Here is a 17,370-nt window from a genome sequence, read left to right as displayed (position 1 = left end):
GTAACAGAGAAGGAGATTCTAGTATGGTATATTGGTTATTATTACTTGTTACAATTATTTTTGAAGTAGCTGGAACAATTGCGATGAAACTATCAAATGGTTTAACAAAGCTTGTTCCAAGTGTACTTATTTTCGTATTTTATGGAATTTGTTTCAGCGTATTTGCTATCGTTGTCAAAAAAATTCATTTAAGTATTGCTTATGCGATTTGGTCTGGTGTAGGAACATTACTTATTACAATTATTAGCGTGTATTTCTTCAAAGAGCACATTAACTTATTCCAAGCATTTTGTATTCTTTTTATTGTTTTAGGAGTAATTGGGCTTAAGGTTTCATCGGCATCATAAAAGGCTATCTTCCGGTGTGGAAGATAGCCTTTTGTTTTTATTAAAATGCCCAGTTACCTTTACGGAAGATTGGTTCATGTCTTCCATCATCTGTAATACCATCGATATCAAGCTCAGCTGATCCAATCATGAAGTCGTTGTGTGTAATACTATTGTTTGCTCCATTTTCGGCAAGTTCTTCTTTAGACATTGTTTTTCCACCAACTAAGTTGAAAGCATAAGCACTTCCGATTGCAAGGTGGCAAGATGCGTTTTCGTCAAATAGTGTATTGTAGAATAAAATATTTGTATTTGAAATTGGTGAATCATGAGGTACTAAAGCAACCTCGCCTAAGAAGTGAGAGCCTTCATCTGTTTCTACTAAATGTTTTAAAGCCTCTTCACCAGTTTCAGCTTTATAGTCTACGATACGTCCGTTTTCAAATGTTAACGTGAAGTTATCGATAATGTTACCTGCAAATGCTAACGGTTTTGTGCTAGATACTTGGCCGTTTACACCTGTTTTAAGTGGCATTGTAAATACTTCTTCAGTTGGAATGTTCGCCATAAATGGTACGTTCTTTTCATTTAAGCTACCAGCACCAGCCCATACATGCTTTTCTGGAAGTTCGATCGTTAAATCTGTTCCAGGAGCTGTATAGTGAAGGGCTTTATAATGCTTTTCGTTTAAGTAATCAACTTTTGTATGTAACGTTTCATCGTGTTTTTTCCATGCTTCCACAGGATTTTCTAAATCCGCACGAGTAGCTTTGAAAATAGCATCCCATAGTTTTGCTTCTTGTTCTTCTGGTGCAACGTCAGGGAATACTTTCGCAGCCCATTCTTTCGTAGGAACAGAAATGACACACCAGCTTACTTTATCAGCTTGTACGTAATCACGGTATACTTTCATTGCTTCACCAGCTACTTTATGAGCTGTTGCGATACGCGTTGCTTCTACACCTTTTAATAAATCCGGGTTTTCTGCATAAATAGACATAAATGCAGCGCCTTCTTTTGCTAATTCTTCACGAGCGTGTGCTTTCCAAGATGGGAACTCAGCGAATGCTTCTTCAGGAGCTAGGTCGAACTTTAAGCGTGTTAACGTCTCATCATTCCAGTCCACATATACGTGTTTTGCACCAGATTTATATGCTTTTTCTGTAACGAGGCGCACAAATTGTACAGCTTCAAGAGGTGCACTAATTGATAGTGTTTGTCCTGGTTGAATATTAACACCAACATTGACTGCAAGAGCAGCATATTTCTCTAACGTTTGTTCAAATGACATATGTATAATCTCCTTTAATTTGAAAGATTTCTTACTATATATAATACAAGAAAATTCAAAAAATATATATAAATATAGCGTGAAAAGAGAGCTCAAAATATATTGAGCTCTCATCGTTATTTAATCGAAGAAGCAAATTGTTCTACAGTCGTCGAATTGTGTATGCGAACACGCTTCATTTTTAATAATTCATCGGGTTCACCTTTTGTGATGAACTTTCCGGATTTTGTTGTCGTCGCAAATTGATAATATTTCTTCGTTTCTGCAACAACTTTATCATCCACATGACCGAATGGATAAGCAACTGCAATAACAGGCTTACCTGTTATTTTCTCTAGCTTTTCCTTTGATTCTTTTAATTCTTCTTCATAGTTTGTAATTTTCGGCAAGTCTGCATGTGTTGCAGTATGAGATTGCATAGAGAAAATGCCGGAATCAACCATTTCTTTTATGTCAGATGTAGAAAGTGATCCTTCTACATCAACGTTATCAACAATCATATATTCTGTTGCTGTAGGTTTAAACGTATCGTCTTTTAGTTTTTGTAAAACATGAAATGCATTCATATTATTTTTCATACCGTCATCAAATGTAACAAAGATAGGTTTATTTACTTTATTAATATCGCCCCAACGTTCAAAAGTTAGTAATGTATAGCCGTTGTCCTTTAAATATTTCATTTGGGCTTCAAAATTAGCAGGTGATACGAATAAATCTTTAATGCCTTGTCCATGATAATCATTGATTGCGTGGTACATAAGAACGGGAACCTTTTGCTCGAAAATAATAGTAGATTTTGTGAGTGGAATGTTTTTCCCATCTTCTTTCATTCCTATTGCTTCAATTTGAAACTCACCGCGTTTTCCTTCAAATTCTTTTATGTCAAAAGGAAGTGTAAATTGTTTCTCCTTTTCTTTAGAAGAAAAAGATTTAGCACTTTCCTTCCCATCAGCTGTGCGCCAAATTTTATATTGTACCTCACTTAAAGTATCCTTTATATCTGTCATATGAATAGTAGTGTTTGTAGATTCGTGTGTAATCGGATGATAAGAAATTTTACCTTGTTCTTGCACAGTCTCTTCTTGTTTCTTAACTTCTTGAACCTTTTTCTCTTTTTTAGGTTCCTGATTTACATTGCTACTGTTACAGCCAGCTAAAATGGCAGACGTACATAAAGCGATTGCTGCGTATTTTCTCATAAAATCACCTTCTATTGTGTATTATGTTGCATACGTATTTAAAATCCCCACCGCTGTAAGAGAGGTGGGGACATACTGCCCGTAAAAGCCCGATTGGTGAGGGCTAATAATCAGTGGGGTGAACAAAACCCTCACTGATTAAAGTTTTACTTTATAAGAGATATGAATTTTTCCATTGATGTATTAGGCCCTACAAAGTGGCGTTTAATTAAGTACTGTTCGTTTGGCATCCCTTTTGTAATGTGATTACCGTGATCAGTAGTTACTGCGAACTCATAATGTTTTTTTGTTTCTTCAACAGCTGGGTCATTATAAGAACCTACTGGATAGGCGAGAGCGATGACCTTTTTACCAGTAAGGGCTTCGATTTTTTCTTTCGAACTACGTAATTCCTCATCATAATTGCTTGAATGAGCCATCATCGTATGATTAGCAGTATGTGATTGAATAGAAAAAATGCCTGAATCCATCATTTGTTTTATCTCATCTGTTGATAGACGATTTGGTTTGTCTATCTCATTTGCAGTAAGGAATTCAGTAGCCGTAGGTTGAAATCTATCATCTTTTAATTTTTGTAAAATATGAAGAGCGTTCATATTATTTTTTCGACCATCATCCATCGTTACAAAAACAGGTTTATTTACACGATTTATATCATTCCAACGTTCAAATGTAAGCATCGTATAACCGTTATCTTTTAAATATTGCATGTGTTTTTCGAATTGCTCAGGTGGTACGTATAAGCCGTAATCCCCATCACTTGGTCCAGGGTATTTTTCAATCGCATGGTACATTAATACGGGTACATGTTGCTGGAATGTAATTTTAGATGTTACTAGATTTGTTTCAGTATGATCTTCTTTGATTCCTACTGTTTCAATTTGAAATTCGCCACGTTTTAAATGAAATGATTTTAAATGTAGTGGGAGGGCAAAGTCACGTTCTTTTTCTTGTGAAGTAAAAGTTTGTTTGTTTTCAGGACCATCAGTAGTACGCCAAATATTGTAACGCACTTGTGTGAATGAATCTCTTAAGTCCTTTGTATAAAGCGTGGTGTTTTGTGCGTTATATTCATACGGATCCCATGTAATAATTCCTTGTGTTAAAGGCAGTTCAACCGCTTTCGCTTTTTTTTGTTCAACTGTTTGTTTCGCCGTTGCTTCTTTTATTTGTTTATCACTAGTGCTACTAGTGTTACAACCTACGAGAATAGCAGAAGAAAGTAAAGCGATATATGTATATTTTTTCATTCTATCATCCTTCTATTGTGTTTTAATTATCATCACTTATGTCTTGAAATTATCATTCGTATAAGTGACACTAACTCAAATTTTCGATTTTAAAAATTTGAATTATACCCTTGTACATCATATCACTATAGAATATAGAGGGGAATACATTTTTGGAATAATTCGGAAAAAACCTTATATTTTTCTGGTGGAGTTTACATAAAAATACATATAGAAGAAAGTAAAAAAACTCCACCTAAATTTCCTTTTGAAAAAGGAGAAGTAAGGTGGAGTTTTTTTATTATATAAACAATCCAGCGATTGTTGCAGATAAAATAGAAGCAAGTGTTGATGCAAATAGCATTTTCCAACCAAATTTAGAAACGATGCTTCCTTGTTTTTCAGAAAGGGCACGGATTGTACCTACAATCGCACCAATTTGGCTAATACTTGCGAAGCTAATTAAGAATACTGTAACGATTCCGACTGTACGTGGAGATAATGTTGATGCAACACCTTTTAAATCAAGGATTGCTACAAACTCGTTTAATACAATCTTCGTACCCATAATTCCACCAGCTGGGATAATATCTTGAGTTGGAATACCCATTAAGAATGCGAATGGAGCAAGTATATAACCGAAGATTTGTTGTAAAGTAACAGCATATCCCATTGCACCTGAAGCTGCGCTAATTACGTAGTTTACAACTTCCATCACACCGATGAAGGCAATCATTAATGCGGCAACGATACCAGCTACTTTTAAACCATCAAGCGCACCGTTAATCATTGCGCCGATAAAGCTGTCTCCGAATAAAGTTCTATCAAATTTTTGAATCACTTCATCTTCTTTTTTCGTATCAACTGGTGTTAATAGCGAACAAACGATTAAGCTTGAGAATAAGTTTAGTGGAAGAGCTGCTAGTACATATTTCGCATCTAACATCATTACGTATGATGCTGTAACAGAAGCAGAAACGGAACTCATTGCAGAACAACAAATAATAAACATACGGTTTTTATTAAAATGCTGTAAATCGTTTTTAATAACGATTAACGCTTCACTTGAACCGAAGAATACAGAGTTTACTGCGTGGAATGACTCGACGCGTGGTAAACCAGTAATTTTTGAAATTGCACCACCGACAACGCGAACGATGAATGGTAAAACACCTAAATAACTAAAGATAGAAAGTAGTGCTGAGAAAAATACGATAATTAATAATACATTTAAGAAAAAGACAAAATCTCTTTGAATTCCATTAAAGAGAAAATCGACACCTGTCGTACCAAGTTTAATTAGTTTGTTGAAAACTTTACTAATGAAGATAATAATTTGTTGACCAATTTTTGTGCCAAACATAAACCAACCGATTAAAATTTGGAAACCAATCATAATAGCAATTGCACGGAAGTTGATTTTACTTCTATTGTTTGACAAAGCAAAGCATAAACCTAAAACGACAAGAATACCGATAATGCTCATTACATATTGCATGTAGTTGCCCCTTTCAGAAGTTCGTATAAAGTTTGTACATAAAACGCTCGTTATATTACTAAAAATAAAACAAAGAGGTTTTATGTCATACGTAAGATGTCTGACCTTTTAGAAAAATAAAAATAAAAAAAGACCCATATGGATTCACTTTCATCTATGAGAGAAAGCTAATCAATATGAGTCTTTTTTTGCACATAGGCTAATATTCATTAGTTTTCCCCATAGTCCAGCAATTTAAGGTTGCCGGGTAGAAACTCTCGATCCATATTATCGAATATATATGAGGTAACATCGTCCGTATTAAATTAGTAGTAGCGTAACATTAACAGAGAACTATCGTCAATAGCTTTTTTTCTTCCGATAGAAATAGACCATATAAGTATGATAAAATGTAACGCAGTGTTATGAAAAAGAGAGGTCGGAAAATGAGTACAAAAATGACGCCACCAGTTGAGAAAAATGATTTTATAGATGTAGTATTTGAAGATTTAACACATGATGGTGCCGGTGTTGCGAAAGTAAAGGGCTATCCTATTTTCGTTAAAAACGGATTACCAGGTGAAGAAGCACAAATTAAAATTATTAAAGTGAAGAAAAACTTCGCATTTGGTCGTTTAATGAAGCTTCATACAGAGAGCCCATATCGTAAAGATGCAGAATGCCCAGTGTACAATCAGTGCGGCGGTTGTCAGCTTCAGCACTTAACATATGAAGGACAATTACAAGCGAAAGAAAAACAAGTACGTGACGTTATGCAGCGTATTGGCGGATTAAGCGATGTTCCTGTGCACCCTGTACTTGGTATGAAGAACCCATGGGTATACCGTAACAAAGCACAAGTACCAATTGGAGAACGTGAAGGTGGACTTGTCGCTGGTTTCTATCGCCAAGGAACACATGACATTATTAATATGGAATCATGTTTAATTCAGGCAGAAGAAAACGATACATTAATCCAGGAAGTAAAACGTATTTGTGAAAAACACGGTATTTCGGCATACAACGAAGAGCGTAATAAAGGAACACTTCGCCACGTAATGGCTCGTTACGGACAAGTAACAGGGGAAATCATGCTTGTCTTCATTACTCGTACAGCAGAATTACCAAACAAGAAAGCAATCATTGAAGAAATTGCAGCGAAATTCCCAGAAGTAAAATCGATTGTTCAAAACGTAAACACGAAACGTACAAACGTAATCTTCGGAGACACAACGACAGTACTGTACGGATCAGAATACATTTATGACTTTATCGGTGACATTAAATTTGCAATTTCAGCACGTTCATTCTATCAAGTAAATCCAGAACAAACGAAAGTACTATACGATAAAACGTTAGAATACGCAAAATTAGATGGCAACGAAACAGTAATTGATGCCTATTGCGGAATTGGATCAATTTCCTTATTCCTAGCGCAAAAAGCGAAAAAAGTGTACGGCGTTGAAATCGTCCCAGAAGCAATCGAAGACGCAAACCGAAACGCAGCATTAAACAACATGACAAACGCTGAGTTTGGCGTAGGAGAAGCAGAAGTAGTTATTCCAAAATGGTACAAAGAAGGCATAATCGCCGACACAATGGTCGTAGATCCACCGCGTAAAGGTTGTGATGATGCACTACTAAACACAATCATCGACATGAAACCAAAACGTGTCGTATACGTATCATGTAACCCAGCAACATTAGCACGTGACTTAAAAGTACTAGAAGAAGGCGGATATAAAACGCAGGAAGTACAACCTGTTGATATGTTCCCGCATACGACTCATGTGGAGTGTGTGGCTTGGCTTAAGTTGGTATAATAGGAAAGCAGTTGATATAGGAGAATCTATACCATCTGCTTTTTGGTTTACAAAAATACCATTTATAAGCGATTTTAGTTAAAATAAATATTGCTGATTTTCATAAATTATAAATTGAGAGTTTGAAATTACATTCATATTGAAAGGATTTGAATTTGAAATGATAGATAATTTTTGGCGTGATTTACCACGACCATTTTTTGTACTTGCACCAATGGAAGATGTGACAGACGTTGTTTTCCGTCACGTAGTAAGTGAAGCTGGTAGCCCAGATGTATTCTTCACAGAGTTCACAAACTCGGATAGCTATTGTCATCCAGAAGGTATGAAAAGTGTACGTGGCCGTTTAATTTTTACAGAAGATGAACAACCGATAGTGGCGCATATTTGGGGAGATAATCCTGAATATTTTCGCCAAATGAGTATTGGTATGGCAGAGTTGGGATTTAAGGGCATCGATATTAACATGGGGTGCCCTGTACCGAACGTAGCATCAAGAGGAAAAGGTAGTGGCCTTATTCTACGCCCAGACGTTGCGGCAGAACTTATTCAAGCAGCAAAAGCAGGCGGACTACCTGTCAGCGTAAAAACACGACTGGGCTTTAAAGAGTTAAGCGAATGGGAAGATTGGTTAACGCATATTTTCAAACAAGATATCGCAAACCTTTCTATTCATTTACGTACAAGAGAAGAAATGAGCCAAGTCGATGCGCACTGGGAGCTAATTCCAGAAATTAAAAAATTACGTGATCGTATTGCACCAAATACGCTAATAACAATAAACGGAGACATTCCTGACCGTAAAACTGGGCTGGAACTTGCTGAAAAATACGGTATTGATGGCGTTATGATCGGAAGAGGTATCTTTAAAAATCCATTTGCTTTCGAAAAAGAGCCAAGAGAGCATAGCAGTAAAGAACATTTAGATCTTTTAAGACTACAACTCGATCTTCAAGATCAATATGCAGAAGTATTACCACGCTCTATCACAGGACTACATCGCTTCTTCAAAATTTATGTAAAAGGCTTCCCAGGAGCTGCTGAACTAAGAAATCAATTGATGAGTACGAAATCAACGAATGAAGTGCGTGCATTGCTTGATAAGTTTGAGGCGAGTGTTAATGTGGTAGAAGGTAGTGAAACGGTGTAACTCCCTGAAGTAGAGGGGCTGGATTCTATTTATTTAGTTTTGCGTTTTTTGTAGATTACGATAGAAAGAAAACAGTTTTATAAATGTATCGAACTAACCAACACCTTTATGTTCCCGCGTATACTCTATATATATGGAGTTTGAGGCTGGGGTGTAGAAGTGGTTTGAATAGACAGACAGATGAAAATCCAAATGCTGAAGGAGGAGTTTGGATTTTTATCTGTTTTTATTTGAATAGAGCTAATGAACTGAATTGAAATTTTTAATTTGATCTTCAGAAGGCCTATAAAGACAGAATGTTGTGCTCTATTCTTGAGCCTAGATTTGTTTTTAGTTGAAGAATAAATACTAGCGGATTTCTTGGCAGATACTGGACGTAAAGTAATCATAATATTCTTTGTATCATTTTCTGTAACTGATAAAGAAAAATTCCTGCATTGAAAATCATTATTTCTTAATATACAATTGAATAGCGTGTATTTCATATATATAGAAAATTTTATCTATTACATAGTTAACATAGGTGGATTTAACAAAGACGTCTATGTTAACTATGTAATATTAATTAAGGAGACCAGTACCATGGAAAATAGCACAAAAACTCGACCGCTACTCGTTCCACAATATATGGAACAATTTTCTTGTATAGGATCAGAGTGTGAAGATTCTTGTTGTATCGGATGGAGAGTCAATGTTGATGAAGATACTTATAAAAAATATCAAAAATCACGTGATTTGGAATTAAAACCACTTTTCAAAAAGAAAGTAACAAGAGAACGCTCAAACCCTACTACTAGTTCTTACGCCAAAATTAAAATGGATAAAGAAGGAAGGTGTTCTTTCTTATCCGAAGAGAATCTTTGTAAGGTACAATTAAATTTAGGCGAAGATTATTTATGTAATACTTGTACGTTTTACCCGCGTTCTATTAATAGTATTAACGGTGTGATTGAGAAATCAGCGACTATTTCATGTCCTGAAGTCGCACGTTTAGCGTTGTTGAATCCAAATGGAATTGATTTTGAGGAGATAGAGGAGCCAGTCGGTAATCGTGAAGTGATTGGAAAAACTTTAAGAACTCATGACTTGAAAGGAAAAAATATGCAACAAAAATATTTTTGGGAATTACGTATTTTTTCTATTCAAGTTATACAAGATCGATCTTATACTTTAGCGGAGCGTCTAATTATTTTAGGCATGTTCTATCAAAAGATACAAACCCAAATTGATCAAGGTGATGTTCATGGAATTCCAGATACCATTTCTCAGTTTACTAAAGGGATGGCTAATCAAGGAATGAGAGAACACATTGAAAAAATACCTACCCAGCTAGCGTTGCAAATGAAACTATGTAAAGAATTAGTGGAGTATCGTGTTAGCCAATCAATTACAAGTCAACGATACATTGATTGTTTAAAAGAGATGTTAGAAGGGATTCAATATACAGAAGAAGCATCTATTGAGGAAGTTACAGAGCACTATAAAAAAGCGTATGAACAATTTTATGAACCATTTATGACAGAACATGAGTACATTTTAGAAAACTACTTAGTCAATTATGTATTTAAAAACTTGTTCCCGCTCGGACAGAAGACGCTTTTCAACGATTATGTTATGCTAATCATTCACTATTCAATGATAAAACTCCATTTAATCGGTATGGCAGGTTTCCATAAAGGATTAACGAACGATTTAGTAATTAAGCTTATGCAATCTTTTGCTAAAACTGTTGAACATAACACGGTGTATTTAAAAAAAATATTCACTTTACTGAAGGAAAATGACTTAACAACAATGGCTTACATGGCAATTTTAGTGAAAAATTAGGTGGGGAATTTGAAAAATTTGATTCATGTCAGTAATATATAAATAAGATTAGTCGAAGTGAAGAGGCAATGTTCTAGAGTAGCAAATTAATGCTACTTTTTTTGTTAATTAATGCTACGGTAGAATTTAAGAGGAAATATTTAAATCTCTAGTGCTGAACTAAGAAATCAATTAATGAGCACAAAATCGACGGATGAAGTGCGAGCATTGCTTGATAAGTTTGAGGCGAGTGTTAATAAAGATGGGGATAGTGAAACAGTGTAATTTTTGAAAGTTAGAGGGAATGGAGTGTTTGCTTCATTTTAATTAAGGTGAACTGTACCATAAATAAAAAGTAAAACTTAAGTAAATATAATCAATATATTTCACTTGAATTTTACGTAACATTCACGTTTGAGTTGCCTACTAAATTAGAGTTGCATAAAAAGAAATGGACTAACCTATATTAGGTTAGTCCATTTTTAATTGTGTTAATTAATGGTAAATTCCATCCTTGTTTGCTTTATTAATATCATCCTTAAAGGAAGGAGCTATCCCACTACCAACTAAAATACCTTTTACAGTATTTGATTAAAGGCGTTTCTATCGATAGGACCTTTCTTAATTTCTAATACAATAAATTCGTTATTAGAAATATCTCTTAATAATAAATAAAATCACCCCCATAAGCATTAATCCACCTAAGACTACAAAACCTCCCATTAAAATGTTAAAGTAGTACCTTAACGACATTCATTTACACATGCTAAAAGCATTAATATAATCAACATTTCAGGAGGCAAAACAATGGCAATGAGCAACAACGATATATTAAAAAGAGTAAGGTACGCTTTAGATATAAGAGATATAGATATGGTAGAAATCTTTAAACTTGGTGGTATGGAAGTAACGAAAGAAGACGTAGTTGATATGCTTACAAAAATAAAGAGAGCTCCTCAGCATGAATCTGAAAATGATGATGTAATCGAAGATGAGTACGTAAAAACATGCGATATGATGATGTTAGAGGCATTTTTAAATGGATTTATTACTTTAAAAAGAGGGAAGCAGGATCCGAAACCAGGACAACCGGCACCTGTACAAAGCAAAGAGAGTGCGAATAACCTTCTTCTAAAGAAAATGAAAATTGCACTTTCATTAACGAGTGAGGATGTACTTGATATATTAGATAGCGTAGGCGTTACAGTAACAAAGGGAGAACTAGGCGCTCTATTAAGAAAGAAAGGCCATAAAAATTACAAAGAGTGTGGCGATAGATACGCAAGGAATTTCATTAAGGGATTAGGTGTAAAGTACAGAGGATAATAAGTTCGGTGAATCAATAAATGATATAATAGATAGAGTAGGGCGTTTGTGTCCTATTCTTTTTTATTTGTAAAATAATACACTAGGTGATGAAATGGTACATACATATTTAGGTGAGACGATTAATTTTCATATAACTTATAAGAAGAAAAAGTCCGTGCGTCTTTTTGTAGATTCGTATGGAAATGTGGAAGTGCAGGCTCCGAAAGGGACACCTGTTGAATACTTAGTCCAGCTGCTGGAGGAGAAGTGGGATTGGATTCAGAAAACACGTAAGGAAATGCAGGAGCGAGCGCTTGGACCACAGGAAAAGGATTATGATCAAGGAGAGGGTTTTCTGTATTTAGGAAGTACGTATCCGATACAGATCTCCCAAGATACAAGTATTACGCAAGACAATGCAGTGTTTGAAGGAGATAAGTTACACATTTATGTGAAAGAGCTTAAAGATGAGAAAATCCAGCAGGCTTTAAAACGATTTTACTATAAGCAGTGTAAGTCATTAGTAGAGAAGAGTATTAAAGTGCATCAAAGTAACTTCAAAACAAAACCACGTTCTATTCGTATTACAGATAGTAGTCGTACGTGGGGAACTTGTGATTCAAATTTACAGATAACATTCAATTGGAAACTAGCGATGGCACCACAGCGAGTAATTGATTATGTAGTTGTCCATGAAATGTGTCATATGGTTCATTTGAATCATGATCGCTCTTTTTGGCGTCTTGTCGGGAAGATAATGCCTGATTATAAGGAAATGGAGAATTGGTTAGCGTTATCTAGTTGGAAGATGACGGTTTAGTGGTGAACTTTATATAGGTTGCGATTATTGTCAATACTTGTCGGTAAGTCGATATAATTCAAAAATCGCTGATATATTTGAAGTTGCGCCGATAGATATCGAAAATCGCTGATATATTTGGAGTTGCAATCGATATGTTCAATGAAGAGAAAGTAAAAGGAGATGTCACAGCATACATCTCCTTTTTTCAGGTATATAGATTATCGCCCAAATTTCACAACAAAATCTCCGTCCACTTTTTCCATCTCATATCCACGATAACTTTCCGAAAGTAAAGCCTGCTGTCCAACAGTGTCACTCATCGGAACACTCTTAACATCCGTCCAATTTCTTTCCTTATCCCCACGCAATTCCTTCACAAAAACATACCGCATACTACCATTATACTTCTCCTTCAATGCAGCAATCTCCATTCCTTGCGCAAATTTATCCTTCAAACTCGGAATGTTAAAAGGTGCAACGGTGCAGCAAACGTAATCGTATTTGCTATCTTCGTTTTGTAATTCGTCCATGATGACTGTCGCTAATATTTTTTGCATCCCATTTCCTCGGCTGTTCGGGTGAACGTTTGAAATTTCTTGATAGATGACGCGATGTAGGTCGCTTTCTGGTATGCCAATATCAAGTCCTAAATGTTCGTCGTCGATAGGAGGAACGAGTAGGGCACGAAATGCGATGAGTTCGTTTTTGATAAAAGCACCGATCATCATGCCGTTTCCTTCTAGAATGTATTGAAACTCTTCTAACGAGAGTGGTTGTAAGCGACTTTTATCCTCTAGCGCCTCAACTACAACGTTTTGTAGTGATAAGATTTGTTCAATGTTCTCTAGTGTTAGTAATGTAACGTGAAATGACTCGTTATTTTGTTTTAATGATCCTTTGTATAGAACTGTCATGAGTTAATCCTCCTTTAGCGTACAACGTCTTGAAAGACGGTTAGTTCTTGTAATGTATCTTCATTTATTTCAATGCCGAGTCCTGGTTTTTCGTTTAAGTGAATAAATGGTACGTCGTAATGTAAGTTTCCGATGTCTTTCGTGAACTTTAATGGACCTGTAAGTTCAACGCTCGTAATGATTTTTTTCGAGAAAGCGACATGGAATCCTGCGGAAGAGGCAACGGATGATTCGACCATGGATCCAACTTGGCATTCAATGCCTGCCATTTCTGCTTGATGAGCGAGTTTTACAGCGGGATATATGCCGCCGCATTTCATTAGTTTTATATTTACTTTATCAGCCGCGTCTAATTTAATGATTTGACGCATTTCACGAGAACCTTTTAATCCTTCATCAATCATAAGCGGAAGGTCTGTTTTAGAACGAATGTGAGCCATTGCGTCAATATCGTCTGCGACAACAGGCTGTTCAATCCAGTCGATGTTTAAATGACCTAATGAACGAAGTGCTGTTAATGTGTTGGCGCTATTTTTCCATCCTTGGTTTACATCAACGCGAATCGCAATATCATTTCCTACACGTTCACGTACCGCTTCAATTCTTTTTACATCTTCTTTTACATTCGTACCGACTTTCATTTTGAAAGATTGGTAACCTTTTTGAATCATGGAAGCAGCTTCTTCAGCCATGTCTTCAGGTTCGGCGATACTTAAGACGTGAGTGACAGGGAAGTCTTCATGGTAGCGTCCGCCAATTAATTGATATACAGGTTGATTTAGTTTTTTGCCCATTATATCAAAACAAGCAATATCAATCGCGGCCTTCGCAGTAGGAACACCGTAAATTGTATTGTCCATCATATCGTGTATTTTCTCGATATTCATTGGATTTTGCCCAATGAGCGCAGGAGCAAGTGTATGTTTTAAAGTATGGAAAGTACTTTCCCATGATTCGCCTGTAACGTGATCATCAGCGACGCCCTCACCGTATCCGATAATGCCTTCATCTGTTTCCATTTTGACGATAATAGAAGGCATATCAGAATAAGAACCATAACTAATAACAAACGGATCGCGAAGTGGTAAACGAATTGCGTAAAGATGAATAGCTGTAATTTTCATTAGGTAGAGACCCCTTCCTGTTTACAATAGTTTTGTACATTTGATATAGTTGACGTTAAATAGTCGTTAATTAATGATAAGGAGTTAGAGAAATGATGATAAAAATTGCAGTTGTCGGTTCAAAAGAGTTTATGGAGACACTTTTACCTGTCGCTCATAAACTAGAAGAAATAGAGATTGATCCATATATTTACCTTCATCCGGCGGAATCTTCTGAACTTTTAAAGCATTTAAAGCCTTGTGATTTCATCTTTTTCTCAGGTGCTTTACCTTATTATATGGCAAAAGAAATAAGAGAACAATTACGAATTCCAAGTACGTATTTACAGCAAGACGAGACAACGGTCGCATCTTCCATTCTTTCTGTCATGTATCACCAACGTATTCAACCACATAAAATTTCAATTGATTTAGTAGATCGCTCATTCATTACAAATGTGTTCCATGATATCGGTATAAAAGAAAGTCCACAAGTGTTAGATTATGAAAATATGCTGTGGAGTAAAGATGAAATAAATAGAGTTATGGATTTTCATATAGCTAAATATCAATCAGGAGAAACTCATTTAGCTTTAACTAGTATCCACGCTGTCTATGATGAACTTCAAAAAATAGGTATTCCTTCAGAGCGTATGATAGATCCGAAGCAATCGATTATACATGGGTTAAAAGATGCGAAAATAAAAGCTGAGTTAGCAAAAAGCCATTCAGCTACTGTTGGTGCTTGTATGATTTCTTCTTTAAAATTACGAGAAGGTTTGCTTGAGCAATTAGATGTCATCTCAAAAGAACTGCGTGGTTCATTTAAAAAAGTCGATGAAATGACGTTCATTTTGTATACGACTCGTGGTGATATTGAATCGATTATAAAAACAAATATGATAAATAATTTATTTGCGAGTATAGAAGGAACGATAGCTATTGGATTTGGTTACGGAAAAACTGTGAAGGAAGCAGAGCAAAATGCTAAAATCGCTCAAAGTTTCGCGAAGAATAATCCAATAGACCACTGTTTTTATATACTAACAAGTGATAAAGAACTATTTGGTCCGTTCCCGAAAGAACAGAGAGTACAAAGTTTGAAGAATGAAAACCCGGAACTCATGAAAATAGCGAAGGAAACGAAACTGAGTCCAGCAAACTTATCAAAAATTATTCAATTTAGTCAATCACATCCGTCATTGAAGTTTACAGCAGCCGATCTTTCTGAATACTTACAAGTGACTCGGCGATCGACAGAACGGTTATTAAAGAAACTAGTTGATTATGGGTATGCTCATATTTGCGGCGAGGAAATGCCCTATCAACAAGGGCGCCCCCGCGCAATATATGAAATGAATTTACCGGTATCTTTAAGCTTCTAGTTGTGCCTTTTGTTTTTTTAGTAGTTCCGCTTTTTCAATGTCTGATAGTTTCGTAATTGTGAGACCAGTTATGCCGTAAATGATTGAAATAATAGGTACGATGAAATTCAATATTGCATAAGGAGCATATTCGAATGCGCCAACTCCAAGTGTTGCGAGTATAAATACACCACATGTATTCCAAGGTACGAAAACAGAAGTTAATGTTCCGCCATCTTCTAATGCTCTGGATAAATTTTTAGAATGTAGTCCTTTTTCTGTGTATGCATTTGCGTACATTCTTGAAGGAACAACAATCGAAATATATTGTTCAGAGCAAGTAAGGTTTGTTGCAAAGCAAGATGCGATAGTAGAAGCGATAAGTCCTTTTGCTGATGTCGCTAATTTTAAAATTTGATTTACAATTGAGCGAAGAATGCCAGTATGTTCTAATACTCCTCCAAAAGTCATAGCGACAATTGTCATAGAAACTGTATTCATCATCGAATCTAAGCCACCGCGGTTAAAGAGTTCGTCTACTAGCTTGTTGCCAGTGTCTATGACAAATCCATTTTGGAGTGCACCGACAGATGCGGAGACAGAACCACCTTGAATAAAGACTTGTGATAAAAATCCTAAAATAATACCTACGAGAATAGCTGGTATAGCAGGAACCTTTTTAGCGACCAATACCATAACGACTACAGGTATGATTAGTAGGAAAGGTGAGATAACAAAGTTTTGTTGCAATACTTGTAACGTTTGATCGATACCTTTTGCATCAATATTGTTATCGCCGAAGCTTCTTCCTAAGAAAGCATAAACGATAAGAGTAATAATTAAACCTGGAATTGTAGTAAATAACATATGACGAATATGTGTGAATAAATCTGTATTTGTTAATCCTGCGGCTAAGTTTGTTGTGTCTGAAAGCGGTGACATTTTATCGCCGAAATAAGAACCAGAAATGATAGCACCGGCAACCATTGGAGCTGGGATTCCCATACTTAGGCCAATTCCCATTCCTGCAACACCAATTGTTCCCATTGTAGACCAAGAGCTACCGATAGCTAATGCAACAATAGAACAAATAATTGTAATTGAAACTAAAAATAGTGATGGAGTTAAAAGATTTAAACCGTAATAGATCATTGTTGCGACGATTCCGCCGCCAATCCAAGCACCGATCGTTAAACCTACTAGAATAATGATAACGATAGCGGGTAATGCGAGGCGAATTCCTTTATACATTGCTTCTTCAATATCGTGCCATTTGTAACCGTAACGCCAAGCGACGATAGAAGCAACGGTTGTACCGATAATAAGTGGGACGTGAGGGCTTTGTTTTAATACAACAATTGTAACCATCATAACTGCAACTGTAATGATAATAGGGATCATTGCTACGCCAAAAGGTATTTCTTTTTTCATAAACTGCCTCCTCATTATGTATGTTTGTATTTTTAGAATTGTCGCAAAATAGACGTTATTAAATTATAATAACTAAAAATCGATATGAGCGTCAATAAAAAAACAGAAAATAAGGAATGTTCTATCGTTATGAAGTGAGTCGTCGAT

At 35.8% G+C, this 17,370-nt stretch carries 14 protein-coding genes, 1 pseudogene and 1 riboswitch; of the genes and pseudogenes, 8 read left to right on the top strand and 7 right to left on the bottom strand.

All coding sequences use genetic code 11. From position 1 onward, the window contains the following. The first annotated feature begins 23 nt into the window (after positions 1–23). On the top strand, positions 24–347 hold the full coding sequence (locus QCI46_RS25555; RefSeq protein WP_000263259.1) for a DMT family transporter: 324 nt from the start codon (positions 24–26) through the stop codon (positions 345–347). Positions 348–387: 40 nt separating this feature from the next. On the opposite strand, the gene QCI46_RS25550 is transcribed toward QCI46_RS25555, so the two are convergent. The 4 genes from QCI46_RS25550 to QCI46_RS25535 form a co-directional block, all read right to left on the bottom strand. After that, positions 388–1,617, bottom strand: coding sequence for an aminopeptidase (locus QCI46_RS25550; RefSeq protein WP_353841720.1), 1,230 nt, complete (start codon positions 1,615–1,617; stop codon positions 388–390). Between the two features lie 116 nt (positions 1,618–1,733). Further along, a complete protein-coding gene (locus tag QCI46_RS25545) occupies positions 1,734–2,816 on the bottom strand; it encodes a polysaccharide deacetylase family protein (RefSeq protein ID WP_353841719.1) in 1,083 nt (360 codons plus the stop codon). Positions 2,817–2,962: 146 nt separating this feature from the next. After that, on the bottom strand, positions 2,963–4,066 hold the full coding sequence (locus QCI46_RS25540) for a polysaccharide deacetylase family protein (protein WP_353841718.1): 1,104 nt from the start codon (positions 4,064–4,066) through the stop codon (positions 2,963–2,965). Between the two features lie 280 nt (positions 4,067–4,346). Continuing rightward, positions 4,347–5,543, bottom strand: a complete 1,197-nt coding sequence (locus QCI46_RS25535) for a NupC/NupG family nucleoside CNT transporter (RefSeq protein ID WP_001200510.1) — start codon at positions 5,541–5,543, stop codon at positions 4,347–4,349. 202 nt (positions 5,544–5,745) lie between these two features. Next, positions 5,746–5,847: riboswitch (purine riboswitch) on the bottom strand. 121 nt (positions 5,848–5,968) lie between these two features. Between QCI46_RS25535 and rlmD the strand changes: the two genes are divergently transcribed. The 6 genes and pseudogenes from rlmD (at position 5,969) to QCI46_RS25505 (ending at position 12,429) form a co-directional block, all read left to right on the top strand. Next, positions 5,969–7,345 (top strand): 23S rRNA (uracil(1939)-C(5))-methyltransferase RlmD, encoded by a 1,377-nt coding sequence (gene rlmD / locus QCI46_RS25530; protein WP_016133496.1) that lies wholly within the window; start codon positions 5,969–5,971, stop codon positions 7,343–7,345. A 160-nt stretch (positions 7,346–7,505) separates the two neighbouring features. Next, positions 7,506–8,495 (top strand): tRNA dihydrouridine synthase, encoded by a 990-nt coding sequence (locus QCI46_RS25525; protein WP_048560156.1) that lies wholly within the window; start codon positions 7,506–7,508, stop codon positions 8,493–8,495. A 582-nt stretch (positions 8,496–9,077) separates the two neighbouring features. After that, on the top strand, positions 9,078–10,322 hold the full coding sequence (fliB, locus tag QCI46_RS25520) for a flagellin lysine-N-methylase (protein ID WP_327972168.1): 1,245 nt from the start codon (positions 9,078–9,080) through the stop codon (positions 10,320–10,322). A gap of 150 nt (positions 10,323–10,472) precedes the next feature. After that, positions 10,473–10,586: pseudogene (locus QCI46_RS25515) on the top strand (tRNA-dihydrouridine synthase); the annotation flags it as partial. Positions 10,587–11,108: 522 nt separating this feature from the next. Further along, positions 11,109–11,627: a YehS family protein gene (locus QCI46_RS25510; protein WP_353841717.1), complete on the top strand. Its 519-nt coding sequence runs from the start codon at positions 11,109–11,111 to the stop codon at positions 11,625–11,627. A gap of 94 nt (positions 11,628–11,721) precedes the next feature. Continuing rightward, entirely contained in the window at positions 11,722–12,429 is a 708-nt protein-coding gene (locus QCI46_RS25505) for a M48 family metallopeptidase (protein ID WP_353841716.1), read from the top strand. 200 nt (positions 12,430–12,629) lie between these two features. Here the strand turns inward: QCI46_RS25505 and QCI46_RS25500 are convergent, their stop codons facing one another. Both QCI46_RS25500 and QCI46_RS25495 read right to left on the bottom strand, forming a co-directional pair. Beyond that, positions 12,630–13,325 carry a GNAT family N-acetyltransferase gene (locus QCI46_RS25500; protein WP_353841715.1) on the bottom strand — a complete coding sequence of 232 codons (696 nt, stop codon included), beginning with the start codon at positions 13,323–13,325 and terminating at the stop codon, positions 12,630–12,632. Positions 13,326–13,339: 14 nt separating this feature from the next. Then, on the bottom strand, positions 13,340–14,449 hold the full coding sequence (locus tag QCI46_RS25495) for a mandelate racemase/muconate lactonizing enzyme family protein (RefSeq protein WP_353841714.1): 1,110 nt from the start codon (positions 14,447–14,449) through the stop codon (positions 13,340–13,342). Between the two features lie 92 nt (positions 14,450–14,541). Between QCI46_RS25495 and QCI46_RS25490 the strand changes: the two genes are divergently transcribed. Continuing rightward, positions 14,542–15,813 (top strand): transcriptional regulator, encoded by a 1,272-nt coding sequence (locus QCI46_RS25490; RefSeq protein ID WP_353841713.1) that lies wholly within the window; start codon positions 14,542–14,544, stop codon positions 15,811–15,813. On the opposite strand, the gene nhaC is transcribed toward QCI46_RS25490, so the two are convergent. Then, positions 15,802–17,223 carry a Na+/H+ antiporter NhaC gene (gene nhaC / locus QCI46_RS25485; protein ID WP_000711538.1) on the bottom strand — a complete coding sequence of 474 codons (1,422 nt, stop codon included), beginning with the start codon at positions 17,221–17,223 and terminating at the stop codon, positions 15,802–15,804. The genes QCI46_RS25490 and nhaC overlap by 12 nt on opposite strands. Positions 17,224–17,370 lie beyond the last annotated feature (147 nt).

It is taken from the genome of Bacillus cereus group sp. RP32, from assembly GCF_040459735.1.
In the GTDB taxonomy this organism is placed as follows: Bacteria; Bacillota; Bacilli; order Bacillales; family Bacillaceae_G; genus Bacillus_A; species Bacillus_A wiedmannii.
This window is presented reverse-complemented; position numbering and strand designations above follow the sequence as displayed.

Excerpts from the sequence above, each read along its gene's own strand:
- nhaC (WP_000711538.1), bottom strand. The coding sequence starts at position 17,223 with ATGAAAAAAGAAATACCTTTTGGCGTAGCAATGATCCCTATTATCATT.
- QCI46_RS25555 (WP_000263259.1), top strand. The coding sequence starts at position 24 with ATGGTATATTGGTTATTATTACTTGTTACAATTATTTTTGAAGTAGCT.
- rlmD (WP_016133496.1), top strand. The coding sequence starts at position 5,969 with ATGAGTACAAAAATGACGCCACCAGTTGAGAAAAATGATTTTATAGAT.
- QCI46_RS25500 (WP_353841715.1), bottom strand. The coding sequence starts at position 13,325 with ATGACAGTTCTATACAAAGGATCATTAAAACAAAATAACGAGTCATTT.
- QCI46_RS25495 (WP_353841714.1), bottom strand. The coding sequence starts at position 14,449 with ATGAAAATTACAGCTATTCATCTTTACGCAATTCGTTTACCACTTCGC.
- QCI46_RS25550 (WP_353841720.1), bottom strand. The coding sequence starts at position 1,617 with ATGTCATTTGAACAAACGTTAGAGAAATATGCTGCTCTTGCAGTCAAT.
- QCI46_RS25540 (WP_353841718.1), bottom strand. The coding sequence starts at position 4,066 with ATGAAAAAATATACATATATCGCTTTACTTTCTTCTGCTATTCTCGTA.
- QCI46_RS25545 (WP_353841719.1), bottom strand. The coding sequence starts at position 2,816 with ATGAGAAAATACGCAGCAATCGCTTTATGTACGTCTGCCATTTTAGCT.
- QCI46_RS25525 (WP_048560156.1), top strand. The coding sequence starts at position 7,506 with ATGATAGATAATTTTTGGCGTGATTTACCACGACCATTTTTTGTACTT.
- QCI46_RS25505 (WP_353841716.1), top strand. The coding sequence starts at position 11,722 with ATGGTACATACATATTTAGGTGAGACGATTAATTTTCATATAACTTAT.
- QCI46_RS25490 (WP_353841713.1), top strand. The coding sequence starts at position 14,542 with ATGATGATAAAAATTGCAGTTGTCGGTTCAAAAGAGTTTATGGAGACA.
- QCI46_RS25510 (WP_353841717.1), top strand. The coding sequence starts at position 11,109 with ATGGCAATGAGCAACAACGATATATTAAAAAGAGTAAGGTACGCTTTA.
- fliB (WP_327972168.1), top strand. The coding sequence starts at position 9,078 with ATGGAAAATAGCACAAAAACTCGACCGCTACTCGTTCCACAATATATG.
- QCI46_RS25535 (WP_001200510.1), bottom strand. The coding sequence starts at position 5,543 with ATGCAATATGTAATGAGCATTATCGGTATTCTTGTCGTTTTAGGTTTA.